Source organism: Amycolatopsis sp. cmx-4-83, assembly GCF_046548815.1.
Lineage (GTDB): Bacteria > Actinomycetota > Actinomycetes > Mycobacteriales > Pseudonocardiaceae > Amycolatopsis > Amycolatopsis pretoriensis_A.
In genome coordinates this window covers 97,037-123,109 of the sequence record NZ_JAEBEF010000005.1, presented here as the reverse complement: position 1 = coordinate 123,109, position 26,073 = coordinate 97,037, and the positions used below count along the sequence as shown (strand labels likewise).

Genomic DNA, 26,073 nt, shown 5'->3' with positions numbered 1-26,073 from the left:
TCCGGGCGCCGGGAAGGGGTGGGCGCGATCTTCACCCGAAGCGGGCGTCACGGACCGTGAAAAATGGTAAAGGAACCATTACCTTCGGCCGGGCGTTGAGCGGGCATGAGCGAGTCCTCTGTCATCGAACTCGGGCCACGCGACATGCTGGTCGTGGCGGGTCTCCCGGGCGCGGGCAAGACGACGATGCTCCGCCACGCGGCGACGGACCTGCCGGTGCTGGACTCCGACCAGGTCCGCGAGCGCCTCGGGGCGGCGGTCCCGTCGGTGCCGTACCGCTGCTACCGGCCGGTGGTGCACGCGTGGCACCGCGCGCGGATCGTCGGCCGCGCGCTCGGGGCGACGGGCCCGATCGTGGTCCACGAGCCTTCGACGCGGGCGTCGACTCGTGCGCTGCTGGCGTTGGTCGGCGCGGTGAGCGGGCGGCCGGTGCGGTTGCTGTTCCTCGACGTGCCGGCGGAGCAGGCCCTGGAGGGCCAGCGGCGGCGGGGCCGGGTGGTGCGGCCGCGGTCGTTCGCGCGGCACGTGCGGCGGGTGGGGAAGTGGCGCGAGGACCTGCTCGCCGAGCGGGTTCCGGCGGGGTGGAGCAGCGTGCAGGTGATCGACCGGTCCCGCGCGGGACGCACCCGGCTGGTGGCGAAGCTGCTGGTGGAACTGGGTTCTTGAGCGACCCGGTGCGGATTTGCCGTACCCGGTGGGGCGCGTCGCGGCCCCGCTCACCCTCCGTTGGTCTGGACATTTTACATATTGGTCTAGACAATATCGGGTAACTCCCCGACTGGAGGACCCGATGAGGCGTTCCAGACTGTCCGCAACCCTCGCCGCCTTCGTGCTCGCGCTCTCCGGTCTCGTGACCGGGCAAGCCGAAGCCGCCAACCTCCTCACGAACCCCGGTTTCGAAGCCGGCTCGCTCTCCGGCTGGTCCTGCGCCAACGCCACCGCCGTCAGCACCCCCGTGCACGGCGGTGGGTACGCCCTCGCCGGCACGCCCGTCGGTGCCGACTACGCCCAGTGCGCGCAAACCGTGTCCGTTCAGCCGAACACCACCTACACCGTTTCCGCCTGGGTGCGCGGGAATCCCGTCTACCTCGGCATCACCGGCGGTGCCTCCACCTGGTCCGGCAACTCGGGCGCCTACAACCAGCTGCAACTCACCTTCACCACCGGCAACCAGACCTCCGCCCAGCTCTACCTCCACGGCTGGTACGGCGCCGGCACCTACTACGCCGACGACGTCGTCCTCGACGGCCCTGGCGGGAACACCCCCGGCACGCCCGGTGCGCCCGGCGTACCGGCCACCGGCAGCGTCACGAACAACTCCATCGCCCTCGGCTGGGCCGCTGCCGCCGGCACCGTCACCGGGTACCGCGTCTACGAAGGCAGCACCGTCGTCGCCACCACGACCGGGACCAGCGCCACCATCGGCGGTCTGAAGGCCTGCGAAACCCACAGCTACGCCGTCGCCGCGTACAACTCCGCCGGGGAATCGCCCAAGAGTGCGACGACCAGTGCCACCACCACCGGCTGCGTCGACACCGGTCTGCCGAAGCACGCGCTCATCGGCTACCAGCACGCCAGCTTCGCGAACGGCTCCGGCTACGTCCGGATGGCCGACGTGCCCGCCGCCTGGGACATCATCGACCTCGCCTTCGGGGAGCCGACCTCGGTCACCTCCGGGGACATCCGCTTCAACCGGTGCCCCGTCGCCGAGTGCCCGAACGTCGAGAGCGACGCCGACTTCACCGCCGCCATCAAGGCCAAGCAGGCGCAGGGCAAGAAGGTCCTGATCTCCATCGGCGGGCAGAACGGCCAGGTCCAGCTGACCACGACCGCAGCGCGGGACAAGTTCGTCAGCTCCGTCTCGGCGATCATCGACAAGTACGGGCTCAACGGCCTCGACGTCGACTTCGAGGGCCACTCGCTCTCGCTCAACGCCGGTGACACCGACTTCCGCAACCCGACCACGCCGGTGATCGTCAACCTGATCTCCGCGCTGAAGTCGCTCAAGGCCAAGTACGGCTCGGGGTTCGTCCTCACGATGGCGCCGGAGACGTTCTTCGTGCAGGTCGGCTACCAGTTCTACGGCGGCTCGGGCGCCGGTGACGCGCGGACCGGCGCGTACCTGCCGGTCATCCACGCGCTGCGCGATTCGCTCACCGTGCTGCACGTCCAGGACTACAACTCCGGCCCGGTCATGGGCCTGGACAACCAGTACCACAACATGGGCGGCGCCGAGTTCCACATCGCGATGACCGACATGCTCAAGGCCGGCTTCAGCGTCGCGAACACCGGGCAGTTCTTCCCCGGGCTGCGGCCGGACCAGATCGCGATCGGCCTGCCCGCCGCGGTCAGCGCGGGCAACGGCTACACCTCGCCCGCGGACGTCCAGACCGCCGTCAACTGCCTGGTCAAGGGCAGCGGCTGCGGCTCGTACACCTTGCGCGGCGGCACCTCGCCCAGTCTCCGCGGGCTGATGACCTGGTCGATCAACTGGGACAAGTACTACAACTGGGAGTTCCAGAACAGCCACGAGCCGTTCCTGAACTCGCTGCCCTGACGCGTCGCGGTGTGCCCCGGCCATGGCTGGGGCACACTGCCTGACGTGGTGAAACGCGACTCCGTGCTGACGCGCGTCGTCCGGATCTTCGAGACGTTCGAACCGGACGCGCCCGCGCTGCGCGTCACCGACATCGCGCGGCGGACCGGGCTGCACGTCGCGACGGCGTCGCGGCTGATCGAGGAGCTGGTCGGGCACGGCTGGCTGCGGCGCGACACCGATCGGAGGGTCCGGGTGGGCGTCCGCTTGTGGGAACTCGCTTCGCGCGCCTCGCCGACGCTGGGGCTGCGGGAGGCGGCGCTGCCCTTCATGGAAGACCTGCACGCCGTCGTCGGGCACCACACGCAGCTCGCCGTGCTGGAGGACCGCGAGGTGCTGTTCGTCGAACGCCTTTCCGCGCCCGGTGCGGTCGTCAACGTGACACGGGTGGCCGGGCGGCTGCCGCTGCACGCGTCGTCGTCCGGGCTCGTGCTGCTCGCCCACGCGCCCGCCGAACTGCAGGAACAGGTGCTGGCCGGCCCGCTCGGCGCGTTCCGCCGGACGACGCTGACCGAGCCGGCGCGGTTGCGGCGCTTCCTCGCCGACGTCCGGCGGGACGGCTACGCGTTCTGCGCGGGCTTCATCGACGAGGAGACCACGGGGATCGCCGTCCCGCTGCGGGGACGCGGCGGCGACGTCGTCGCGGCGCTGTCGGTGATCGTGCCCAACGACGACTCCGCGCGGATGCAGATCCCGGCGTTGCGCGCGGCGGCCCGCGGAATCTCTCGGACACTCTCTCACTGAATGAGAGTGCGGTGGTGGGGGCCGGGCCCGCCGGGAGATGCTCGGGGCTCTCCGCGTGAAAGGACGTTCCCGTGCGCACCCAGGTCGCCATCGTCGGCGCCGGCCCGGCCGGGCTGCTGCTGTCCCACCTGCTCGGTCTCGAAGGCATCGACTCGGTGCTGCTCGAACGGCAGACCCCCGGCTACGTCCAGGCGCGCATCCGCGCCGGCATGCTCGAGGCGGGCACGGTCGGGCTCCTGCGCGAAACCGGTCTCGGCGGCCGGCTCGACGTCGAGGGCATGGAGCACCGGGGCATCCACCTGCAGTGGCCGGGCGAGCGGCACCACCTGGACTTCGTCGACCTCGTCGGCCGGTCGGTGACGATCTACGGGCAGACCGAGATCACCAAGGACCTGATGGCGGCGCGGGAAAAGGCCGGCCGCCCGGCGTACTACTCGGCGTCCGACGTCACCCTCCACGACGTCACCGGGAAGCCGCACGTGACCTTCGTGGACGACGGCGGGCGGGCGCGGCGGGTCGACGCGGACGTCGTCGTCGGCTGCGACGGCTTCCACGGGCCGAGCCGCGCCGCCATCCCCGACGCCGCGATCTGGGAGCGCGCGTACCCGTTCGCGTGGCTGGGCGTGCTGGCCGACGTCGCGCCGTCGGCCGACGAGCTGATCTACGCCTGGCACCCGGACGGCTTCGCGATGCACAGCATGCGCTCGCCGCGCGTGAGCCGGTTCTACCTGCAGGTGGCGCCGGACGAGGACATCGCCGAGTGGAGCGACGAGCGGATCTGGGACGCGCTCGCCCAGCGGCTGGGCCACCCCGGCTGGGCGCTGGAAACCGGGCCGATCACCGAGAAGAGCGTGCTGCCGATGCGCAGCTTCGTCGCGACGCCGATGCGGCACGGGAACCTCTACCTCGCCGGGGACGCCGCGCACATCGTGCCGCCGACCGGGGCGAAGGGGCTGAACCTGGCCGTCGCCGACGTCGCCCTGCTGGCGAAGGCGCTCACCGCGTCCCTCAAGGACGGCACGGACGAGCTCGTCGACGCGTACTCGGACACGGCGCTGCGGCGGGTCTGGCGCAGCACGCACTTCTCCTGGTGGATGACGTCGATGCTGCACCGCCACGGCGACGACTTCGACGCCCAGCTCCAGCTGGCCCAGCTCCGCCGCACGGTGACGTCGGCGGCCGCGGCGACCGAGCTCGCGGACAACTATTCGGGGTTGCCGCTGTAAGCACCGATTCCTTTTCGGCTCGCGCGTTGTCCAACCCTCGGCAGAACGCGAAGCGAGCCGCGAGGAGTCCCGAGTGCGCGTCGAAACCCCGCCCACACCGGCGGTACCGGAAACAGGAACAGCGAAGCGAAGGTGGGTCCTGGCGATCACCTCGATCGCCTCGATGATGGTCGTGCTCGACGCGCTGGTCGTGGCGACCGCCTTGACCGCGATCAAGGCCGGCACCGGCGCGTCGGTCGCCGAGCTCGAATGGACGGTCAACGCCTACGGCCTGAGCTTCGCCGTCCTGCTCATGACGGCCGCGGCCGCCGGGGACCGCTGGGGGCGGCGGCGGGTGTTCACGGCCGGGGTCGGCGTGTTCGCGCTGGCCTCGCTGGTCTGCGCCCTCGCGCCGGACGCCGGCACGCTGATCGCCGGGCGGGTGCTGCAGGGCGCGGGCGCCGCGTTCGTCGTGCCGCTCGCGCTGGCGCTGCTGGGCGCCGCCTTCCCGCCGGAGCTGCGGCCGAAGGCGCTCGGCGTCTTCGCGAGCGTGAGCGGGGTGGCGGTCCCGTTCGGGCCGCTGCTGGGTGGCGCTGTCGTGGCGGGCATCTCCTGGCCGTGGATCTTCTGGATCAACGTCCCCGTCGGCGCGGTCCTGGTCGTCCTCGCCCTGACCCGGGTCGAGGAGAGTCACGGGCCCGATCGCGCCCTCGACGTGCCGGGGCTGCTGCTGGCCGGCGCCGGGTCGTTCGGGGTGGTGTGGGGGCTGGCGCAGGTCGGCACCGCGGGCTGGACCGGCGTCGCGGCACCGCTCGCGGCCGGGCTGATCGCGCTCGGCGCGTTCGTCGCCTGGCAGCGGCGGGCGGCGCACCCGATGCTCCCGCCGCGGCTGTTCCGCTCGCGCCGGTTCTCGGCGGGCAACGCGGTGATCTTCTTCCACTGGGCCTCGGCGCTGGGCGCGACCTTCTTCATGGCCCAGTTCCTGCAGGAGGGGCTCGGGTACGGGCCGCTGGCCGCCGGGGCCGGGCTGGCGCCGTGGGGGCTGACCACCGTGGTCGTCCCGCAGCTGGCCGGGCGGCTGGTCGGCCGGTTCGGCGAGCGGCCGTTCATCGTCGCGGGGCTGGGGCTGCACGGCCTGGCCATGCTGTGGATCGCCGCGGCCGCCGGGCCGTCGACGACTTACTGGGTGCTCGCCGCGCCGCTGGTGCTGTCGGGCACGGGCATCGCGATGTGCCTGCCCGCCGTGCAGAGCGCGGTGCTGACCTCGGCCGGGCCGCGGTTCCTCGGCAAGGCGTCCGGCGCGTTCAGCGCGATGCGGCAGCTCGGCGGCGCCTTCGGCGTGGCCGTCCTGGTCGCCGGGTTCTCGCTGGCCGGCGGCTACGAAGCGTTCACCGAGGGGTTCACGGCCGCCGTCGTGCTCAGCGCCGCCCTCGCCGCCGCCGGTGCGCTGGCCGGCTGTTTCGTCCCCCGCCTCGAAGCGAAGGAGAGCTGAACCATGACCGGCTTGAAAGCCCACGCCGACCTGCTGCGCGAACTGCACCACGGCGACCTGCTCGTGCTGCCGAACGCCTGGGACGAAGCCAGCGCCGAACTCGTCGTCGAGACCGGGTTCCCGGTGGTGGCGACGTCCAGCGCCGCCGTGGCCGACGTGCTGGGGTTCCAGGACGGCGAAGCGGCGCCGTGGCGGGAGATGTTCGCGGCGGCCGCCCGGATCGCCCGCGCCGTGGGAGTTCCGGTGACGGTGGACGCCGAAGCCGGCTACGGGCTGGCACCGGGTGAGCTGGTGGACCGGCTCCTCGAAGCCGGGGCGGCCGGGTGCAACCTCGAGGACACCGACCACCGCGCCGGCGGGCTCGCGGACGCCGAGGCGCACGCGGACTGGCTCGCGGAAGTGCGCGCGGCCGCCGACGCGAGCGGCGTCCCGCTGGTCGTCAACGCGCGGATCGACGTGTTCCTGCCGCCCGCCGGGGTGCCCGAGGCGGACCGGGTGGCGGCGGCCGTCCGGCGTGCCCGCGGCTACCGGGAGGCGGGCGCGGACTGCGTGTACCCGATCGGCGCGCCCGGCGACGCGCTCGCGCGGGTCGTCGCCGAAGTCCCCGGCCCGGTCAACGGCAACACGAACCCGGCGCTGGACCTGGCCGGGCTGGCGGCGCTCGGGGTGGCCCGGGTTTCGTACGGGCCGCGGTTCCACCGCTCGGGGTTCGCCGGGATGCGGGAAGCTTTGGTGGCCATCCACGAGCGGGGAGTGCGCGATGTCAGCTGAGGTGCTGGTCGGGAGCGCGCGGCTGCGGGACGAGTTCGACTCGCACCGCCCCGCGCTGCTCGCCCACTGCTACCGGATGACCGGGTCCTACCAGGACGCGGAAGACGTCGTCCAGGAGACGTACCTGCGTGCCGCGCGCGGGGTCGGCGCGTTCGAAGGGCGTTCGTCGCTGAAGACGTGGCTGTACCGGATCGCGACCAACACGTGCCTGACCGAGCTGAAGCACCGGCGCGTGCTGCCCGCCGGGCTGGGGGCGCCGTCGAGCGATCCGGACGCCCGGGTCTTCGAGGGCGGGTCGCACGCGTGGCTCGGGCCGCTGCCCGACGCGGTGCTCGGCGACCCGGGCGAGGTCGTCGTCCGGCGCGAGTCGGTGCGGCTGGCGCTGATCGCGGCCCTCCAGCACCTGCCGGCGCGGCAGCGGGCGGCGTTCCTGCTGCGGGAGGTCCTGTCGTGGTCCGCGGCCGAGATCGCGGAGACGCTCGACATCAGCGTTCCCGCGGTGAAGAGCCTGCTGCAGCGGGCCCGGCAGCGGCTCGACGAACTCGACCTCGACGCACCGCCGCCGGACGTGGCGGTCGAACGGGCGCTGCTCGACCGCTACCTGGCGGCGTTCGAGGCCCAGGACACCGCGGCCATCCGGACCGTCATCCACGACGACTTCAGCCTCGAAGCCGTGCCGCACCCGGTGTGGTTCAAGGGGGTCAGCGTGTGCCTGCCGTTCCTGGAGCGCTACGCGTTCCAGGCGGACCGGGCGATCCGGCTGCGGCCCACGCGCGCCAACGGGCAGCCCGCGGCGGGCAGCTACCGCCCGGACGCCGGGGGAGTCCTGCGCGCGGAAGGGCTGTGGGTGTTCACGGTGACGGGCGAGCGCCTGTCGCGGGCGGTCAAGTTCCCGGGCCCGGAGCTCGTCACGGCCGCGGGGCTGCCGGCCCGGCTGGCTTGGCCCAGGGAGTCCACGCGAGCAGTGCGACCAGACCGGTCAGTATGAACACCGGTCCCAGTCCGAGAGTGCCGGCCGCCGCACCGGCCAGCGGGGCGGCGGCGGTCTGCCCGGCGCCCAGCCCGACGAAGGACCAGGTGACGCCGCGGGCGGGCCGCGCGGGGGACACGCGGGCCGCCCAGACGATGCACAGGCCGGTCAGCGCCATGTACGTGCTGCCGAAGAGCGCGCTCGAGATCAGTGCGCTCTTCGGCCCGAGGCCCGGGACGCCCAGGAGGGCGAGACCGGCCGCGGCGAGCGTCCAGGTGGCGAGGTTGGCGGCCCGGAGCCCGACGCGGTCGACGACCCGGCCGGCGAGCCCGCCGAGCAGCCCGGCCACCCCGATCGCGAACCAGCACCAGGTGGCGGCGACCGGGCTCAGTCCGGCTTCGGCGAGGCGGGAGCCGGAGAAGGTCCAGTAGGGCGCGCTCGTCACGCCGATGAGGACGGAGTTGAGCACGAGCGGCGTGGTGTTCGTGCTGCCGGCGGTCGCCGGCTGGGGGGTGGTGTGCGGCAGCGTCCGCCAGGCGAGCAGCGTCATGGCCGCGCCGAGGCCGGCGAAGGCGGCCCAGACGACGGGCCAGCCGAGGGCCAGGAGCGGGGTGAACGCCGACGCGGCGAGCCCGAGGCCGGTGCCGGTGTTGGCCCAGGTCTGGGCCCGGGCCGGGTTTTCGCTCTCGCTCTCGCTGATGAGTTGGGCGACGCCGGGTGAGACGAGTCCCGCGCTGGCGCCGGCGACCACGATGCCGGCGGCGAAGACGGTGACGTGCGGGGCCGCCGCCATGAGCGCCAGCCCGGTGGTGGCGGCCGCTCCGGCGAGCAGGACGGTGCCGCGGGCCGAGCGTGCCGAGGTTTTCGGGGCGATGAGCAGTCCCGCCGCGTAGCCGGCGGTCGACAGTCCGCCGAGGACGCCGATGCCGACGGTGGTGAGGCCGAACGTCTCGGTGAAGCGGGGGACGAACAGTCCGTAGGCGTAGCGCGCGAACCCGTAGCAGAGGGCGATGACCCCCGCGCCGGCTGCGGCGAGGGGCCACCAGGACGTCGTTTCTCGTGTCTTGGTCGCCATGGGTTCATCAGACAGACCGGTCTGTTGGCTGTCAAGGTCTGCTAGGCTTTGGCCAGGTAGACGGATAGACCGAAGGGTATGGAGGCGAGATGGGCCGGACTCGCCCCGGCGACGCGCGGGGGAAGGTGCTCAAGGCGGCGTCGACGCTGTTCTACCGGGACGGCATCCACGTGGTCGGCGTCGACACGGTGGCCGCCGAGGCGGGCGTGACCAAGGCGGCTCTGTACGGGAACTTCGGTTCGAAGGGCCGGCTCGTGGTGGCGTACCTGCGGGAGCGCGATCGTTTGTGGCAGGAGCAGGTCGACGAGATCACGGCGGCCTGTCCGGACCCGCGGGAGCGGGTGCTGGCGGTGTTCGACGCCTACGAAGCTTGGTTGTCCCGCGACGGGTATCGCGGTTGCGCGTTCCTGAACGCGACTTCGGAGTTCCCGGACCCGGCCGACCCGGTGCGTGAGGTAGTCCGCCACCACAAGACTGCGCTGCACGGGTACCTGCGGGCGCAGGTCACGCGCGCGGGGGAGCCGGACGGGCTGGCCGACGAGCTGATGCTCCTGCTGGAGGGAGCCACGGTCCGGTCTGTGGTCACCCAGGACGCGGAGCCGTTCCGCACGGCCAAGCGGTTGGCCGCCAGGCTGATCGGCCACCAGCCCGCCTGAGTTCTCGCGTCACACGTCCGAGGTTCGCCCGGACCGCGAACGAACCCGCGACGCATCGACACTGATGCGGGTCTCGCTCGCGGCGGCCCCCGTATCCGGCCCGCGCCCGTCTTCATCGGCCACGCTGTCCGGTTCTGTCTCTTGACTCGTCGCCCTCCCCGTGCGCACCATACCCGCGTAGTAATTCGAATTATCATCCTCGGGAAGGCTTCATGACGGAACTGGGCACCGAGATTCTCGTCGTCGGCGGCGGCCTCGGCGGGGTCGCCGCCGCGCTGGCCGCGGCGAGCCACGGCCGCCGGGTCGTGCTGACCGAAGAGACCGACTGGCTCGGCGGTCAGCTCACCGCGCAAGCCGTTCCGCCGGACGAAAATCCGTGGATCGAGCGGTTCGGGTCCACTCGCACCTACCGCGAACTGCGCACCGGGATCCGTGACCACTACCGCCGCCACTACCCGCTTCGCGCCGAAGCCGCGAGGCGGGCGGAGCTCAACCCCGGGGCCGGGCGGGTCAGCAAGCTCTGCCACGAGCCGCGGGTGGCGCTGGCCGTGCTCGAAGCCATGCTCGCGCCGCACGTCAGTGCCGGGCGGATCCACGTCCTGCGCAACCACCGGCCGGTCGAGGTGCACACCGACGGGGATCGCGTCGACGCCGTGACGCTCGAAAGCGGCCCCGACCGGCTCACCGTCCGGGCCCGGTACGTCCTCGACGCCACCGAGAACGGCGACCTCCTGCCGCTCGCCGGCACCGAGCACGTCACCGGCGCCGAAGCCAAGAGCACGCACGGCGAACCCCACGCCCCCGATGAAGCCGACCCGGCCAACCTGCAGGGCATCACCTACTGCTTCGCGGTTTCCCACCACGAAGGCGAAAACCACGTCGTCGACCGGCCCGCGACGTACGGCTTCTGGCGCGACTACCAGCCGGGCTTCTGGCCCGGCCCGCTCCTCGGTTTCGTCGCCCCGGACCCGCGGACGCTCGAGCCGGTCAAACGCACCTTCGTCCCCAACCCGCCCGGCGATCCCCTCACCGTGGCCGCCGACCAGAGCGCCGACGCCGGGGACAAGGAACTGTGGGCCTTCCGCCGCATCCTCGCCCGCAACCTGCACACCGACGGCGCCTTCGACTCCGACATCACGCTCGTCAACTGGCCGCTCAACGACTACTGGCTCAAGCCCGCGCTCACCATTCCCGGTCACACGACCGAAGCGGACGTGGCGAAAGCGCACGAAGAAGCCAAACAGCTGAGCCTCTCCGTCCTGTACTGGCTCCAGACCGAGGCACCCCGCGCCGACGGCGGAACCGGCTTCCCCGGGCTCAAGCTCCGCCCCGACGTCACCGGCACGAAGGACGGGCTCGCGAAGTCCGCGTACGTCCGCGAAGCCCGCCGCATCAAGGCCGTCACGACCGTCACCGAACACGACGTCTCGGCCGAGATCCTCGGCGTCGATGGCCGCGTGCGCCGCGAAGACGCCGTCGGGGTCGGGAGCTACCGGATCGACCTGCACCCGTCGACCGGCGGGGACGGCTACATCGACGTCGCCAGCGTGCCGTACGAGATCCCGCTCGGGGCGCTGCTGCCCGTCCGCACCACCAACCTGCTGCCCGCCGGCAAGAACATCGGCACCACGCACATCACGAACGGCTGCTTCCGGCTGCACCCCGTGGAGTGGAACATCGGCGAGGTCGCCGGGCTGCTCGCCGCCTTCGCCCTCGGCGAGGACGTCGAACCGAAAGCCGTGCGCGAGGACGCCCGCCTCTTCGAGGACTTCGCGCGGGTACTGGACGTCGCCGGGGTGGAACGCCGGTGGCCGGAAGTGCGGGGGTACTGACCGTGCCGCCGGTAGGGTCTGCCGGAGAACGGCGGGAGGGAGTCACGGATGACGGCGGGTTCGGGCCGGGTCACGCAGGCCCAGGTGGCGCGCCTGGCCGGCGTCTCGCAGGCCGTCGTGTCCATGGTGCTCAACGGCTCCGACAGCCTGCGCATCACCCCGGAGACCCGCGACCGCGTGCAGCAGGTGCTCCGCGAAACCGGGTACACCGTGGACATCATGGGCCGTCGCCTGCGCGGCGGGTCCAACCAGATCCTCGGCGTCTTCACCTACGAGTCGGTGTTCCCGTCCGGGGTGGCCGACTTCTACCGGCCGTTCCTGCTCGGCATCGAGGAGGAGGCCGAACAGCAGGGCTTCGACCTGCTGCTGTTCACCAGCGGTGGCCGCCGCGACGGGCGCCGCCGCATCTACGAAGCCGGCACGAACCGGCTGCGCATCGCCGACGGCTCGATCCTGCTGGGCCGGCACAACGACCCGCAGGAGCTCGCGCAGCTGGTCGAGGAGCAGTTCCCGTTCGTGTTCGTCGGCCGCCGCGAGTCGCCGACCGGGCCGATCAGCTACGTCGGGGCGGACTACGTCGCCGCCACCCGTGAGGTCCACGAGTGGCTGTGGGGCCTCGGGCACCGCCGGATCGGGCTGCTCAGCGTCACCGAGGAGAACGAGCCGACGCTCGACCGCCGCGCCGGCTACGAGGCCGCCGCGCGCAAGCACCGCCGTCCGCCGCTCGTCTTCCTGGCCGAAGACCCGGCGGTCGCGCTGCGGCAGGCGCTCGACGAGGGTGTCACGGCGTTGCTCGTCGAGAGCTCGGCGATGGCCGACGGCATCCTGGCGTGCGCGCACGACCTGGGGCTGACCGTGCCCGAGGACCTTTCGCTCGTCGTGCTGGGCGACGCCGACCCGTCGCAGCAGCCGCACGCGCACGCCGTGCCGAGCACCGCCACCGACTGGTCGATGTTCCGCATCCCGCGCCACGAAATGGGCGTGCACGCCGTGCGCGTGCTCGTCGAGCTGTTGAAGAACCCCCGGTCGCGCCAGCTGCTCCTGCCGTGCAGGATCCACGCGGGCGCCACCGCGACCGGACCCTCCACAACAGACTCCCACTGAGGCTCAAGCGGCCTGTTGACAGTGCAGGGGGCGACGCTTACCGTCCCTGCTAATTCGAATAACCAGGAGGCATCGTGGCCTACCGGAGAATCCGGCTGCTCGCCGCGGCCCTGTCCGCCGTCGCACTGGTTTCGACGGCGTGCTCGGGCGGCGCCGGTGACGACCAGAACATCGCACTGCGCATGACCGTCTGGACGACGGACAAGAACCAGCTCGCCCTCTTCGACTCCATCGCCACCGAGTACCGCAAGACCCACCCCGAGGTCGCGTCGGTCAAGTTCGACGTCGTCCCGGGTGACACGAGCGCCTACTCCGCCGCGCTCACCACCCAGCTCTCCGGCGGCAACCCGCCGGACCTCGCGTGGATCCTGGAACGCGACGCCCCCGACTTCGTCCAGTCCGGCGCGCTCACCGACCTCAAGCCCACATTGGACACTGCCGCCGGGTACAACGCGGGCGAACTGGTCCCGTCGGCGACGAAGCTGTGGACCAAGGACAGCGCCCTGTACGCCTACCCGTTCTCGACGTCGCCGTTCGGCATGTTCTACAACAAGAACCTGCTGACCCAGGCCGGGATCACCGAGACGCCCGACCGGCTGGTCGCGAGTGGACAGTGGACGTGGGACGCCGCCAAGCGGATCGCCGCGCAGGTCGCCGCCAAGGACACCGGCAAGGCGGGCCTGGTCATCCGCGAGTTCGAGTACAAGCAGTGGGTGCTGCTCGCCTCGGTGTGGCGCGGTTTCGGCGCCGACGCCTGGGGCCCGGACGGCAAGACGTGCGGGTTCACCTCGCCGGAGATGACGTCCGCGATGACGTTCCTGCACCAGGCGATCTTCACCGACAAAGCCCTGCCCGGCCCGGGGACTACGGCGGACTTCTTCGCCGGCGAAAGCGGCCTGACCATCGCGCAGATCAGCCGCGCCGGGCTGCTGAAGGCCAAGCCGTTCGAGTGGGGCATCGTCCCGCTGCCCGCCGGGCCCAAGGCGAACGCGCAGGTCATCGGCCAGGCCGGGATCGGCGTGCCGGTCAAGGGCAAGCACGCCAAGGCCGCGGCGGACTTCCTCGCGTTCTTCACCAACCCGGCCAACTCGGCGAAGCTCGGCCAGTACTTCCCGCCGGCGCGCGACAGCCTGCTCAACGCGGCCACGCTGGCCAAGGCGAACCCGCTGTTCAGCCAGGACCAGCTGCAGAACGTCGTGGTCAACGGGATCAAGAACGGTGCGGTGCTGCCGTCGCACACCGGCAGCGCGCGGATCGCGTCGCTCGTCCAGTCCGCTTTGGACCCGATGTGGAAGCCGGACGCGAACGTGCCCGCCGCGCTGGCGGGGGTCTGCCAGGCCATCGACCCGGCACTGAGCCGATGACGTGGACGTCGAGGAAGCGCGAGGAGCTGGCGGGGTGGCTCTTCATCGCCCCGCAAGCCCTCGGGTTCCTCGCCTTCGTCGTGGCGCCGCTGGTCGCGGTGGTCTGGTACAGCTTCCAGGACGTGAACCTGCTCGCCGGGACGTCGTCGTTCGCGGGCGCGGACAACTACGCCAAGCTCTTCGACGACCCGACCGCGCCGAAGGTCGCCCGCGCGACGGCGATCTTCTGCGTCGGCCTGGTCGTGCTCAACCTGGTGCTGGCGCTGTCGCTGGCCTTGCTGCTGAACCTGAAGCTGCGCGGTACCACGGTGTTCCGCACGGTCTTCTTCTCGCCGGTGGTCGTCACGCTCGTCGCCTGGACGATCGTGTGGAACTTCCTCCTGCAGGACAACGGCGGCATCAACGCGCTGCTGCAGACGATCGGCGTCGACGGGCCGAACTGGCTGCGCGGCAACGGGACCGCGATGCTGTCGGTGATCGTGGTGCAGGTGCTGAAGAACGTCGGGCTCAACATGGTGCTGTTCCTGGCCGCGCTGCAGGGGATCCCGGCGTCGATCACGGAGGCGTCGCAATTGGACGGTGCCGGGCCGTGGCGGCGGTTCCGCTCGGTGATCCTGCCGATGATCAGCCCGACCACGCTGCTCACCGCGATCATCACCGTCGCCGGTGCGCTGCAGGTGTTCGCGCAGATCCAGGTGCTGACCCTCGGCGGCCCCGCCGACAGCACCAACGTCCTGGTGTTCTACTTCTACCAGCAGGCTTTCGCCAACCACGACCTCGGCTACGGCTCCGCGCTGGCCGTCGTGCTGTTCCTCGTCATCCTCGTGCTCACGCTGCTGCAGTGGCGGATGCGGAAGCGGTGGGTGTTCCATGAGTCGTAGGGCGAAGATCGCCTGCTACGCGGTGATGGTCGTGCTGGCCGTGCCGTTCGTGTTCCCCACCTGGTGGATGATCACGGCGTCGCTGCTGCCGGCCAACGAAGTCCTCGCGTACCCGCCGAAGCTGTTCCCGGACCAGCCGCAGTGGGAGAACTACCGGGTCGCGTTCACCGACTTCCCGTTGGCGCGGCAGTACTTCAACAGCCTCTACATCGCCGTGCTCGTAACGCTCGGCACGATGTTCTTCTCCTCGCTCGCCGGGTACGCGTTCGCCCGCATCCGGTTCCGCGGCGAGAAGCTGTTCGCGCTGATCCTCATCGGGCTGATGGTGCCCAGCGAAGTCACGATCATCCCGCTGTTCCGGGTGGTCGACGACCTCGGCCTGACGAACACGCACTGGCCGCTCATCGTCGTCCCGATCTTCGGGGCGCCGAGCGTGCTGGCGACGTTCGTGATGCGCCAGTTCTTCATCACGATCCCCGGCGAACTCGAGGAAGCGGGCCGGCTCGACGGCCTTTCGCGGTTCGGGCTCTACCGGCGCGTCGCCCTGCCGATCGCGAAACCCGCGCTCGCCGCGGTCGCGATCTTCACCTTCCTCAACACCTGGAACTTCTTCCTGGAACCGCTGGTCTACCTGACCGACAAGGACATGTTCACCCTGCCGGTGGCGCTGACGCAGTACGTCGACGTCTACGGCGGTCACCTCTGGAACGTCCAGCTCGCCGCCGCGACCACGACCGTCGTGCCGGTGCTGGTCGTGTTCATCATCGCGCAACGCCAGTTCGTCGAAGGGCTGGCCCAAAGCGGCCTCAAGGGCTAGCCGCGTAGCTTTCACGTGAAAGCTGCGCCCGGGGGAAGTGGACGGTGAACGTCGATCCGCTGTCCACTTCGGACTCGACGGTCACCGTGCCGCCGTGGGCGTGCACGAGGTGCCGCACGATGGCGAGGCCGAGCCCGCTGCCGCCGGTCTGGCGGCTGCGGGACTTCTCGGCCCGCCAGAACCGGTCGAACACGTGCGGCAGGTCCGCGGCGGCGATCCCGGTACCGGTGTCCGCCACGGCGAGCGCCACCTCGTCCACAGTGGAGGAAACGCGGATCGTCACCCGGCCGCCGGCGGGGGTGTGCCGGATCGCGTTCGTCACCAGGTTGCCGACGACCTGCCGCAGCCGCACCGGATCGGCGGCCAGCGCGGTGTCGCCGTCGGCCTCGACGGTGAGCCCGACACCGGCCGCGGCGGCCCGGTCGGCCTGCGCGACGACGACGTGCCCGGCCAGCTCGGCCGCGTCGAGCGGCTCGGGGTGCAGCCGGAGCTGCCCGGCGTCGGCCGCGGCGAGGTCCTGCAGGTCGTCGACGATGTGCTGCAGCAGCACGGTTTCCTCGAGCAGCGACGCGCTCAGGGCGTGGTCGAAGGGCAGGTGGCCGTCCTCGGCGGCCTCCAGCCGGCCGCGGATGACGTTGAGCGGGTTGCGCAGCTCGTGCGCGATGTCGCTGACCATCGCCTTGCGCAGCTCCTCGATGCGCTCCCGCCGCGCGGTGAGGTCGTTGAACGCGGTCGCGAGGTACCCCACTTCGTCGCGGGACTTCACCGGCGCCGGGCGGTCCTGTTGCGCCGCTTCGGTCAGCGCCCGCAGCGGGCGGGACAGCCGGGTCGCCACCAGCACCGTGAGCGCGACGGCCAGCACCAGCACGCCGCCGGTCACCGCGAGGATCCGGGTCAGGTTCTCCCGGGACAGCGTGAACGTCGGCAGCTGCGACCCGCCCGGGCCGAGCGTGAACAGCAACGCGGGCGGCGCGACGAACGGCGTCAGCTGCTCGCGGCGGGCCGAGTCGAGGCAGCCCTGGGTCGGCCGCTGGTCGGGGACGTCGAGGACCTCCAGGTCGAGGCCCAGTTTCACCGGGTCCGCGCCCTGGCTCCGCAGGCAGCGGTTCACGGTTTCGTCGAGGCTGCGGAGCGCGCTTTCCTCGGTCGGCGTCGGCGCGGCCAGCTCGTACAGGCCGCACTTCGAAGCGAAGTAGCGAGCGGACAGCGGGTCCAGCCCGGTGAGCTGCGCCCGCCCGCTCGGTGACTCCCGCACCTGGCTGGGAAGGCCGACCATGGCGAGGCAAGCGGTGGCCTTCCGGGCCACGGCGGCGAGCTCGTCGCGTTCGGACTGCGGCAGCCGGAACGGGCCGGCCGCCCGCGGGTCGATCCCGCTCGTGCCGGCCTGCGGCAGCAGCACCGGGTCGACGTGCAGCGGGTCGACCGACGCGGTCGCCTTGACCGGCAGCGTGACCGGGGCGCCGCCGGAGTCGCCGAGGACGTGCCGGTCGAGGGTGGTCAGCACGATCCGGCGGCCGGTCTGCTCGGACAGCGCTTTCAGCCGCGGGCCGACCTGGCCCCACGTGTGGTTGGCCGCCGCGTAGCCGAGCAGTTCGGTGTAGATCGTCGCGTCGCCGGAGAGCGCCTGGCCCTGCTCCTGCTGGATCGCGCGCGTGGTGGTCTGCACCGCGAGCCACGCGGTCGCGGCGATCGAGGCGAGCGCGATGAGCAGCGAGACGCCGGTGAGCCGGACGACGAGGCTGCGCCGCCGGGGGAAGCTACGCGTCATGTTCCGCCGTCAGCTTGTAGCCCACGCCGAACACGGTCCGCAGGTAGACCGGCTTCTGCGGGTCGGGCTCGAGCTTCTTGCGCAGGTTGAGCACGTGGACGTCGATGATCCGGGTGCTGACGAACCGGTCGTCGCCGCGGGTCAGCTCCAGCAGCTGGCGGCGGGTGAAGACCCGGCCCGGCTGCCGGATCAGCGTCTCGAGCAGCTGGAACTCGCCCGGGGTGGTCTCCACCGCGCGGCCGCCGACCGACACCTCGTGCCGGACCGGGTCGAGCCGCAGCGCGCCGGCCCGCAACGCCGGGTCCGGTGGTTCCCGCCGGCCGGCGGTCCGCCGCAGCAGCGTGCGGACCCGGGCCATCAGCTCGCGCGGGCTGTACGGCTTGGTCAGGTAGTCGTCCGCGCCGAGGTCGAGGCCGAGCAGCAGGTCGTCCTCGGTGGCGCGGGCGGTGAGCATCAGCACCGCCACGTCGGACTCCTGCCGCAGGATCCGGCAGACGTCGAGGCCGTCGACCTTCGGCATCATCACGTCGAGGACCAGCAGGTCGGGCCGTTCGCGGCGGGCTTCGTCGAGGGCCGCCCGGCCGTCCGGGGCCAGCACGACGGTGTGGCCCTCGCTTTCGAGGTAGAGCCGGAGGACCTCGGCCTGCTTCTCGTCGTCCTCGGCGACCAGTACACGTGCGCACACCGCGTCGAGGTTAGGCGCCCTGACACGGCCACCACCCGATCCTGACCGGATCTTCATACGTTGAGGGCACGAGCCAGGTCTTTGTCAAAGTGTTGACCCGGAGGTGCGGCGCAGGCAAAGGTCGGATGACAAGGCTGTCGGCTCTGGGAGGCACCGGGTGCGGTACAGGTTCATGGCGGCACTGGTCGCGACGGCGGTGATCGGGGTGCCCGCCGTCGTTTCGGCGGCGCCGACAACGTTGTCACCGCTGGTTGGGGACCCGGCGGCCTACGTCGATACCTTGATCGGGACCGGTCGCGGCGGGAGCTCGGTCGGCGAAATCAACAACTTCCCCGGCCCGGCGGCGCCGTTCGGGATGATGCAGTTCTCGCCGGACACCCAGGGCGCGTACGCCGGCTACCAGTACCACTCGGATCAGATCCGAGGTTTCAGCCTCGACCACGCCTCGGTCGGCTGCAACGCGTTCGGGGACGTGCCGATCCTCCCGGTCACCGGCGACGTCGGCAGCGCGCCCTGGGACCGCACCGAGCACTTCGGCCACGACGGCGAGCAGGCCGAGCCGGGCTACTACGCCGTGACGCTCGCCGACTCGAACGTCCGGGCCGAGCTGACCGCCACGACCCGCACCGGGCTCGCGACGTTCACCTACCCGGCCGGCTCGACGCCGCAGGTGCTCGTCAAGGGCGGTGCCAGCCTGGCGGGGAACTCCGCCGCAACTCTGAAGATCACCGGTGACCGCGAGGTGAGCGGGTCGGCGACCACCGGCAACTTCTGCGGCAAGCCGAACAAGTACACGGTCTTCTACGACATCACGTTCGACCAGCCGTTCACCGCGCACGGCACGTGGGACGGCTCGTCGGTGAAACCGGGCACCGACAGCGTCGACTCGCCGCGGGCGGGCGCTTACCTGACGTTCGGTTCCGGCACGGTGCACGCGAAGGTGGCGATGTCCTATGTGGGCGTCAACGGCGCGAAGGCCAACATGGCCGCGGAAATTCCCGGCTGGGACTTCGGCGCGGTCCGGAAGTCCACTCGCGACAAGTGGACGCAGGCGCTGGGCAAGATCCGCGTCGCGGGTCGCGACACCGCGCAGCTCAAGACGTTCTACACCTCGCTGTACCACTCGCTGCTGCACCCCAACACGTTCGACGACGCCGACGGCCGGTACACCGGCTTCGACGACCAGGTCCGGACCCTGCCGAAGGGGCGGCACCAGTACGCGAACTTCTCCGACTGGGACACCTACCGCTCGCTCGCGCCCCTGCACGCCATGCTCTTCCCGAAGGAAGCCAGTGACATGGCGCAGTCGCTCACGAACGACGCCGTCCAGGGTGGCTGGTGGCCGCGCTGGCCGATGGCGAACGACTACACCGGGCAGATGACCGGCGACAGCTCGGTCGCGCTGATTTCGAACCTGTACGCGTTCGGCGCGCGGGACTTCGACGTCAAGACGGCGCTGAAGTACCTGGTCAAGGGTGCGACCTCGGTGGACGGAACGCCTGGGGCGTACCAGGAACGGCGGGGCATCGCGGACTACGTGGCTCGCGGGTACCTGCCGAACAACGACGCTTCCCGCGGCGACCACGCCCGCGTCGGTGCGTCGATCACCCTGGAGTGGGCGATCGACGACTTCGCGATCGCGCAGTTCGCGCAGGGCATCGGCGACCGCGACGTCGCCCGCGAGTTCACGAAACGCGGGCAGAACTGGCAGAACCTGTTCAACCCGCTCACCGGCCACCTCCAGCCGCGCGGGCAGGACGGGCGCTTCCCGGACGGCCCGGCGTACGTCCCGCCGCCGCCCGGCAAGTTCGGCCAGGACGGGTTCGACGAGGGCAACGCGGCGCAGTACACGTGGCTGGTGCCGCAGGACCCGGCCGGCCTGGTGACGGCGATGGGCGGCCCGGCCGCGGTGTCGTCCCGGTTGGACACGTTCTTCCAGAAGCTGAACGTCGGCCCCAACGAGCCGTACATGTGGGCGGGCAACGAGCCCGACTTCGGCGTCCCGTGGCTGTACAACCACGTCGGGCAGCCGTGGAAGGCGCAGCAGGTGGTCCGCGAGATCGCGACGACGCTGTTCAGCGCGACCCCGGACGGCGAGCCGGGCAACGACGACCTCGGTGCGCAGTCGTCGTGGTACGTCTGGGCCGCGCTCGGCATCTACCCGGCCACGCCGGGGACGCCGGACCTGGTCGTGCACAGCCCGCTGTTCGAGCGGGCGGTGCTGTCGCTGCCGTCCGGGCGGACGCTCGACATCCGGGCGCCGCAGGCACCGGCGACGTACGTCCATTCGCTTTCCTTGAACGGCCGTGACTGGAACCGGACGTCCTTGCCCGCGAACACCGTGCGGGACGGCGGGCGGCTGGACTTCTCGCTGGTGTCCACTCCGGACAAGCGCTGGGCGTCGAACTCGGTGCCACCGTCCTATCGGGACGGTGAGCGGCCGTACCTGACGTCGGTGACCAACCAGGTCGCCGTCGCGCCGGGGGCCAGCGGCGAGTTCACGGTCAGCGGGCAGCGGCTCGCCGGGCGCGAGCGGGCGCTGGACGTGTCCACGCGGGCGCCGGCCGGGCTGTCGGTGACCGGGCCGCGGCAGGTCCGGCTCGACGACCGGACCGGGAGCGGTACGGCGAAGCTGAGCGTGGCGGTGGCCGCCGGGACGGCCGAGGGGTACTACCAGGTGCCGGTGACCGTCGGCGGGAGCAAGACTTCGGTGATCGTGCTGGTCGCGCCTCCGGGCGGCCTGGCGGCCGCGTACGCGAACGTGGGCATCTCCGACGACGGTGACGCCGGTTCGGCGGACATCGACGGCGCCGGCAACAGCCTCTCGCGGCAGGCGCTGGCCGCGGCCGGCTTGGTCGGCGGCAAGCCGGCGTCGGTGTCCGGCACGACGTTCACCTGGCCCGCGGCGCCGACTGGACGTCCCGACAACGCGGCGGCGGCCGGGCAGGTCGTGCAGGTGTCCGGAACCCGCTTGTCGTTCATCGGCACGGCCTCGAACGGCGACCACCGGGGGTCGGCGACGGTGACGTTCACCGACGGCACGACCGCGACCGCGGACCTGTCCTTCGGCGACTGGGTCTTCCCGGGCGGTGGTACGGACCCGGTGTTCGGCAACACGCTGGTGGCCCGCACGGACCACCGCAACCAACCGGGCGGCCAAGGCGGCGGGGCGTCGGTGTACGCGACCGCGCCGTTCGACGCCCCGGCCGGCAAGACGATCGCCTCGGTGACCCTGCCTTCGGACCGCGACCTGCACGTCTTCGCGATCGGCCTCGCCTAGCCCGGGAGGTGCTGGGTCAGGAAGAGGGCGGCGCGGTCGAGGGCCTGATCGGCCTCGTCCAGGACCCCGGCGAAGCACTGGAACACGTGCGGGACGTCGGCGGTGACGTCGAGGACGACGTCCACCCCGGCGGCTCGCGCGCGGGCGGCCAGGCGCGTCGAGTCGTCCAGGAGCAGTTCGTTGGTGCCCACCTGGAGCAGCATCGGCGGGAAGCCGGTCAGGTCGGCCAGCACCGCGGGGCTGATCAGCTCCTGGCGCGGGTCCTGGCCCGCGAAGTACATCGCGCCCGTGCGGTCCAGGCCCTCGCGCGTCAGGATCGGGTCGGCGGCCGCCTTCGTCCGCATGCTTTCGCCGGTCCGGGTGCCGTCGAGCCCGGGGGAGAAGGCCACGATCGCCGCCGGCAGCGGGAGGCCGGCGGCGCGGGCGCGCAGGCAGGTCGTGACCGCGAGGCCACCGCCGGCGGAATCCCCGGCGAACGCGACGGCCGACGGGTCCTCGCCGCTTTCGAGCAGCGCCCGGTAGGCCTCGAGCGAGTCGTCGCTCGCGGCCGGGAACGGGTGCTCCGGCGCCAGCCGGTAGTCCAGCGAGAGCGCCGGGAACCCGGTCCTGGCCACCGGGTTCCCGGTCAGCGAGAGCGCGGTCTCGGGCGAGCCGAACACGAACGAACCGCCGTGGAAGTACAGGATCGTCCCGGGACGCGGCCCGCCGGCCGGCCCGACCCGCAGGGCCCGGCGGCCGCCGAGCGCGGCTTCCGCGGTCCGGATGTCCTTCGGCACGATCATCGTGGCCATCAGCGCCGCGAACCCCGACCGGATCTCCTCGACCGATCGCGGCCCCGCGGGTGCCGGTGCCCGCAGCATCGCGTCGATCTTCGCGCGTTGTTCCTTGCTCATCGTCGCCCTCCGAAGTAGATGCCGCTACAGTATATGCCGTGGCATCTAAATCGGGGGACCCCTACGCCTTCTTCTCCGACCTCGTCCGCTGTGAGACGCGCCTCTACAACGCGCTCAACGACCGGCTGCGCGAGCGGCACGGGATCGTCACCTCGCAGTACGAATTCCTGCGCCACCTGCGCGAACACCCCGGCTCCCGGGTCGCCGACCTGGCCGCCGAGTTCGCCATCGGCATCGGCGCGACCAGCAAGGGCATCGACCGCCTGGAACGGCACGGGTGGATCGCCCGGCAGCCGAACCCGGCCGACCGCCGGTCGTCCCTGCTGGTGCTGACCGCCGAAGGCGCGAGCCTGACCGAGGCGGCCGGCCGGACCTTCACCGAGGTGCTGACCGAGCTGGTCGGCGACGCCTTCGACGACACCGCCGTCCAGGCCGTGTCCCGGCTGCGCGCGAGCCTCGAGGGCGACCGGATCGGCTTGCCGACGGGCTGACTCAGCCCGGGGAACCCACCGCGCAGACCTTGATCGGGGTGGCGTGAGCCGGGTCGAGGGCGTTGCGCACCAGGTGCCAGACGTTCAGGTCGTACGCCTCGCCGATGTGGCCGACCGGGTCGAACGGGCACGAGTCCTGGACGTAGCGGTTGTGGACGCCCGGCTCGCGGATGAACGACGTCTCCGTCGGGGTCACCAGCTCGTCGTAGCGGGAGGTGATCACCGTGTAGTCGATGCCGGGCTGGGCGACCGGGCCGGTGTTGAGGGCGACGATCGCCGCGCCGCCGTCCAGTTCGTCGGCGAAGATCGGCAGGCCGATCGTCTTCACGATCGTGTCCCACGTGGACTTGCCCAGCAGCGTGTAGGCCAGCGTCAGCAGGCCGGACGCGTTGGCGCCGTGCGTCGGCGGGGCGATCGCGACGACCTTGCCGATCTCGCTCTGGATGCCCTGCATCTTGGCCAGGTAGATCGACTGGAGGCCGCCTTCGGAGTGCCCGACGACGTCGACCTTCGCCGCGCCGGTGGCCGCGCGGACGCGCTCGACGAAGTCCTTGATCTCCAGCGACGACTCCGCGACCGGCTTGAGGCCGCCGACGAAGGGGAACTGGGGGTAGGCGCCGTAGGTCAGGGAGAACGTGCAGTAGCCGCGGGCGGCCAGGTCGGCCTGGAGGAAGTTCAGGTCCTCGTAGTAGGTGGCGAAGGTGCCGTGGAGCAGCACGACCGGGTTCGGGTGGGCGGCGCCCGGACGGCACGCGAAGTCGTTGTTGCCCCCGGCCGCGGCCGCCTGGGCCGGGACCGCCGCGCTCAGCGCCAGTGCGCCCGCCAGGCCGATCGCGGCCAGCCATCGTTTCGTTCCCCGCGCCATTGCGAAGTCCCATCGTCTGGTTGTCATGCACAGCATGCGCTCCTTGATCAACGCTGTCTGCTGGCAAAACGCGCAGAAACTTGCCCTGACCGTTTGTGCACGGTGACAATGCCGGGCATGGACGCCGTCGACGCGCTGTTCCCGCGGGCGGGGGAGATCGCGGCCGCGATGATCGCGAAGTGCGCCGCCGAGATCCCCGCGTACCGGCTGCTGCCGGCGAGCGTGCTGGAAGGCGACCTGGTCGCCAACGCGCGGGCGGTGTTCGAGCTGTTCCTGACGACGGTCGCCGAGGACCGGCGGCCGACCGCGCCGGAGCTGGCGCTGCCGATCGCGTGGGGTGCCGAGCGGGCCCGCGACGGCCTGCCGCTGGACGCCGTGCTGAAGATCTACCCGCTGGCCGCGAGCGTCGCCTGGGACCTGGCGGCCGGCGACCGCGCGCTGCTCGGCGCGCGGATGCTGGACTTCCTCGGCGAGGTGATGCCCCGGGTGGCGGAGGCGTACCTGAAGGAGCGCGACGACCTCGACTGGGAGCGGCGCGAGGACCGCCAGAACCTGGCGGCGAGCCTGCTCGCCGGCCGTCCGGTGCGCCGGATCGACCTGGCCGAGAGCTACGACGTCGTCGTCTTCCACCTGCCTTCACTGCCCGCTTCGGCGGGTTCCCGTGCGGCGACGGACCTCTTCCGCGCGGTCCGGTCCGATTTGGACACCCAGCCCGGCGTGCTGGTGACGTTCAAAGGGGACGGTGGCGTGCTCCTGGTCCCCGCCGGGGTCGCGGCCGACGCCGTCGCGGCACGGGTCGACCGCGTCTGCGGGCGCCCGTGCACCGCGGCGGCCGCCCACGCGCGGACGCTCGCGGCCATCCCGGCCGCGCACGCCGAAGCCGGCGAAGTCCTCGGGCTGGCGGAGAGCCTGCGCCGGGCGCCCCGGCTGTACCGCTTGGCGGACCTGGCGATCGAGTACCAGCTGGCCCGGCCGAGCCCGGCGCGGGAAGCGCTCGCCGCCGTCCTGCTGCCGCTCGAAGATCACCCGCACCTCATCGACGCCCTGCGTGCGTTCGTGATTTCGGGTTACAACCGCGGTGAGGCGGCGACCGCGTTGAACATCCACCGCAACACGCTCACCTACCGCCTCGGGCGCGTCCAGCTGATCACCGGCTACGACGCGACGCGGCCCGCGGACGCCCGCCACCTGACCGCCGCGATGACCGCGTACGACATTTCCCGTCAGGAGTTGTCGGGATAACGCTTGCGTCGCGGTTCGCCGGATCCGTTGCGGATCCCGCCGGCCGCCCGATTCCAGGGAGCGGACACGGAAGAAGGTGATGGCCGTGAACGCGACCAGAATCGCCGTGGCCGCCCTGGTGCTGCTGGGTGCGACCGCGTGCGGGATCCCGGTGACCGGCGTGCCCGTGCCGGTCACGGTGGTGCCCCAGGCACCGGTCACCAGCACCGCGACGGTCGCGGTGCCCGCACCGGTGTACGTCCAGCCGCCGGTTTCGTTGCCACCGCGGGAAAACCCGGGGGCGGCGGCCACGGTGATCGCGTACTACGACGCGATCAACCGGCGTGACTTCGCCACGGCGTGGTCCCTCGGCGGCAGCCGCATCGCGGGCGGCGGCGGGTACACCAAGTACGCGGGTGGTTTCGCGACGACGGCGTGGGACACGCTGACCGTCACCGACATCCGCGGCAGCACCGTCCACGTCGTCCTGTCGGCGGCCCAGACCGACGGCACGACCCGGACTTTCTCCGGCACGTACACCGTTTCCGGCGGCGTCATCGTCGGGAGTCACATGACCAGGACGGGATGAGAACCGCCATGCGTACACTTCGGACAGTCGCGGCGCTTTCCGCCGTGCTCGCGTTGGCGTCGTGCGGGTTGCCGCGCACGATCGCCGGAAGCGCCTCCCAGGCACCGGTTTCGACGGCGACGGTCACCGCGCCGAGCACGCCGACGGTGACCGCGCCGGTGCCGCAGACCGTCTACGTGCCCCCGCCGCAGACGGTGACCGCGGCCCCGGCGGGCGTCGCCGCGACGAGCCAGTGGTACGCCCAGCCGGGCTGGATCAACGCCCAGTCGTGGATCGCGATCACGCCGTCGGCCGGGCAGACCCCGTGCCAGTGGCTGCGCGCGAGGGGGTACAGCTACGCGCAGGCCTACGCGGCGTGGGCGCAGAACGGCTACCCGGCGAGCTGGTCGGCGACGAACGACGGCTACCCGTGCCAGAAGTCCTACGGCATGCAGCACTGAGCGACCACTTCGTCCAGATCCCGACTTCGCTTCGCTCGGCAAGGTGAGATCCGGGAGGAATTCGACGCACTGCGTGCGGATCCGGCGCCGGACACGCAGGCCGGTACCGGCCACCGGGCGGGTGGCGCGGACCGAGCCTCCGGCCACCGTGCCGAGTCGCATGAGGACGCCGGAGAACACCTGCGCCGTCGGCGGCGACGCGGTCCGGATCGGCCAGCGCCCCGGTGGCGGCCGGGCACTGGGCACTGGGCCACGATCGAACATCGATGGCCGACCCGCGCCGCGTTCGGTCCGCGCCGCGGCCGGGCCGGGATCGCGTTCGTCCCCGGTGACC

The 26,073-nt window shown here is 71.8% G+C and carries 23 protein-coding genes; 18 read left to right on the top strand and 5 right to left on the bottom strand.

What is annotated here, in order from left to right; translation table 11 throughout:
* Positions 1-105 precede the first annotated feature (105 nt).
* The 7 genes from ACLJQM_RS16285 (at position 106) to ACLJQM_RS16255 (ending at position 7,796) form a co-directional block, all read left to right on the top strand.
* A complete protein-coding gene (locus ACLJQM_RS16285) occupies positions 106-666 on the top strand; it encodes an AAA family ATPase (RefSeq protein WP_410631900.1) in 561 nt (186 codons plus the stop codon).
* A 124-nt stretch (positions 667-790) separates the two neighbouring features.
* Positions 791-2,557 carry a chitinase gene (locus ACLJQM_RS16280; protein WP_410631899.1) on the top strand — a complete coding sequence of 589 codons (1,767 nt, stop codon included), beginning with the start codon at positions 791-793 and terminating at the stop codon, positions 2,555-2,557.
* A 45-nt stretch (positions 2,558-2,602) separates the two neighbouring features.
* A complete protein-coding gene (locus ACLJQM_RS16275; protein WP_410631898.1) occupies positions 2,603-3,340 on the top strand; it encodes an IclR family transcriptional regulator in 738 nt (245 codons plus the stop codon).
* 71 nt (positions 3,341-3,411) lie between these two features.
* Entirely contained in the window at positions 3,412-4,566 is a 1,155-nt protein-coding gene (locus ACLJQM_RS16270; RefSeq protein ID WP_360765915.1) for a 4-hydroxybenzoate 3-monooxygenase, read from the top strand.
* A 73-nt stretch (positions 4,567-4,639) separates the two neighbouring features.
* Positions 4,640-6,037: a DHA2 family efflux MFS transporter permease subunit gene (locus ACLJQM_RS16265; protein ID WP_410631897.1), complete on the top strand. Its 1,398-nt coding sequence runs from the start codon at positions 4,640-4,642 to the stop codon at positions 6,035-6,037.
* A gap of 3 nt (positions 6,038-6,040) precedes the next feature.
* The gene (locus ACLJQM_RS16260) at positions 6,041-6,808 is read left to right on the top strand and encodes an isocitrate lyase/phosphoenolpyruvate mutase family protein (RefSeq protein ID WP_410631896.1); all 768 of its coding nucleotides are present in this window, start codon (positions 6,041-6,043) and stop codon (positions 6,806-6,808) included.
* Positions 6,798-7,796, top strand: coding sequence for an RNA polymerase subunit sigma-70 (locus ACLJQM_RS16255; RefSeq protein ID WP_410631894.1), 999 nt, complete (start codon positions 6,798-6,800; stop codon positions 7,794-7,796). Before ACLJQM_RS16260 ends, ACLJQM_RS16255 begins: the two co-directional genes overlap by 11 nt.
* On the opposite strand, the gene ACLJQM_RS16250 is transcribed toward ACLJQM_RS16255, so the two are convergent.
* Positions 7,717-8,853: an MFS transporter gene (locus ACLJQM_RS16250; RefSeq protein WP_410631893.1), complete on the bottom strand. Its 1,137-nt coding sequence runs from the start codon at positions 8,851-8,853 to the stop codon at positions 7,717-7,719. The genes ACLJQM_RS16255 and ACLJQM_RS16250 overlap by 80 nt on opposite strands.
* A gap of 89 nt (positions 8,854-8,942) precedes the next feature.
* Between ACLJQM_RS16250 and ACLJQM_RS16245 the strand changes: the two genes are divergently transcribed.
* From ACLJQM_RS16245 to ACLJQM_RS16220, 6 genes are all read left to right on the top strand, one after another.
* Positions 8,943-9,509, top strand: coding sequence for a TetR/AcrR family transcriptional regulator (locus ACLJQM_RS16245; protein WP_410631892.1), 567 nt, complete (start codon positions 8,943-8,945; stop codon positions 9,507-9,509).
* Between the two features lie 212 nt (positions 9,510-9,721).
* A complete protein-coding gene (locus tag ACLJQM_RS16240; RefSeq protein ID WP_360765932.1) occupies positions 9,722-11,341 on the top strand; it encodes an FAD-dependent oxidoreductase in 1,620 nt (539 codons plus the stop codon).
* Between the two features lie 48 nt (positions 11,342-11,389).
* On the top strand, positions 11,390-12,445 hold the full coding sequence (locus ACLJQM_RS16235; RefSeq protein WP_410631891.1) for a LacI family DNA-binding transcriptional regulator: 1,056 nt from the start codon (positions 11,390-11,392) through the stop codon (positions 12,443-12,445).
* Between the two features lie 74 nt (positions 12,446-12,519).
* Positions 12,520-13,809 (top strand): ABC transporter substrate-binding protein, encoded by a 1,290-nt coding sequence (locus ACLJQM_RS16230; protein ID WP_410631890.1) that lies wholly within the window; start codon positions 12,520-12,522, stop codon positions 13,807-13,809.
* Entirely contained in the window at positions 13,806-14,690 is an 885-nt protein-coding gene (locus ACLJQM_RS16225) for a carbohydrate ABC transporter permease (protein ID WP_360765941.1), read from the top strand. The genes ACLJQM_RS16230 and ACLJQM_RS16225 overlap by 4 nt, the downstream gene beginning before the upstream one ends.
* Positions 14,680-15,507: a carbohydrate ABC transporter permease gene (locus ACLJQM_RS16220; protein WP_410631889.1), complete on the top strand. Its 828-nt coding sequence runs from the start codon at positions 14,680-14,682 to the stop codon at positions 15,505-15,507. Before ACLJQM_RS16225 ends, ACLJQM_RS16220 begins: the two co-directional genes overlap by 11 nt.
* Here the strand turns inward: ACLJQM_RS16220 and ACLJQM_RS16215 are convergent.
* Positions 15,497-17,275, bottom strand: a complete 1,779-nt coding sequence (locus ACLJQM_RS16215; protein WP_410631888.1) for a sensor histidine kinase — start codon at positions 17,273-17,275, stop codon at positions 15,497-15,499. The two genes, ACLJQM_RS16220 and ACLJQM_RS16215, sit on opposite strands and share 11 nt — an antisense overlap.
* On the bottom strand, positions 17,265-17,960 hold the full coding sequence (locus ACLJQM_RS16210; protein ID WP_247019488.1) for a response regulator transcription factor: 696 nt from the start codon (positions 17,958-17,960) through the stop codon (positions 17,265-17,267). Before ACLJQM_RS16210 ends, ACLJQM_RS16215 begins: the two co-directional genes overlap by 11 nt.
* Before the next feature lie 157 nt (positions 17,961-18,117).
* On the opposite strand from ACLJQM_RS16210, the gene ACLJQM_RS16205 reads away from it, so the two are divergent.
* Entirely contained in the window at positions 18,118-21,240 is a 3,123-nt protein-coding gene (locus ACLJQM_RS16205) for a GH92 family glycosyl hydrolase (RefSeq protein WP_410631887.1), read from the top strand.
* Here the strand turns inward: ACLJQM_RS16205 and ACLJQM_RS16200 are convergent.
* Positions 21,237-22,133, bottom strand: coding sequence for an alpha/beta hydrolase (locus ACLJQM_RS16200; protein WP_410631886.1), 897 nt, complete (start codon positions 22,131-22,133; stop codon positions 21,237-21,239). The genes ACLJQM_RS16205 and ACLJQM_RS16200 overlap by 4 nt on opposite strands.
* Positions 22,134-22,171: 38 nt before the next feature.
* Here ACLJQM_RS16200 and ACLJQM_RS16195 point away from each other — a divergent pair, with 38 nt between their 5' ends.
* Positions 22,172-22,624 carry a MarR family winged helix-turn-helix transcriptional regulator gene (locus tag ACLJQM_RS16195; protein WP_410631885.1) on the top strand — a complete coding sequence of 151 codons (453 nt, stop codon included), beginning with the start codon at positions 22,172-22,174 and terminating at the stop codon, positions 22,622-22,624.
* Position 22,625: 1 nt separating this feature from the next.
* Here the strand turns inward: ACLJQM_RS16195 and ACLJQM_RS16190 are convergent, their stop codons facing one another.
* Positions 22,626-23,516: an esterase/lipase family protein gene (locus ACLJQM_RS16190; protein ID WP_410631884.1), complete on the bottom strand. Its 891-nt coding sequence runs from the start codon at positions 23,514-23,516 to the stop codon at positions 22,626-22,628.
* 90 nt (positions 23,517-23,606) lie between these two features.
* On the opposite strand from ACLJQM_RS16190, the gene ACLJQM_RS16185 reads away from it, so the two are divergent.
* The 3 genes from ACLJQM_RS16185 (at position 23,607) to ACLJQM_RS16175 (ending at position 25,739) form a co-directional block, all read left to right on the top strand.
* Positions 23,607-24,731, top strand: coding sequence for a PucR family transcriptional regulator (locus tag ACLJQM_RS16185; protein WP_360765961.1), 1,125 nt, complete (start codon positions 23,607-23,609; stop codon positions 24,729-24,731).
* A gap of 79 nt (positions 24,732-24,810) precedes the next feature.
* Positions 24,811-25,299 carry a hypothetical protein gene (locus ACLJQM_RS16180; protein WP_360765963.1) on the top strand — a complete coding sequence of 163 codons (489 nt, stop codon included), beginning with the start codon at positions 24,811-24,813 and terminating at the stop codon, positions 25,297-25,299.
* Positions 25,300-25,307: 8 nt separating this feature from the next.
* Positions 25,308-25,739, top strand: coding sequence for a hypothetical protein (locus ACLJQM_RS16175; RefSeq protein ID WP_410631883.1), 432 nt, complete (start codon positions 25,308-25,310; stop codon positions 25,737-25,739).
* The last annotated feature ends 334 nt before the right edge of the window (positions 25,740-26,073 follow it).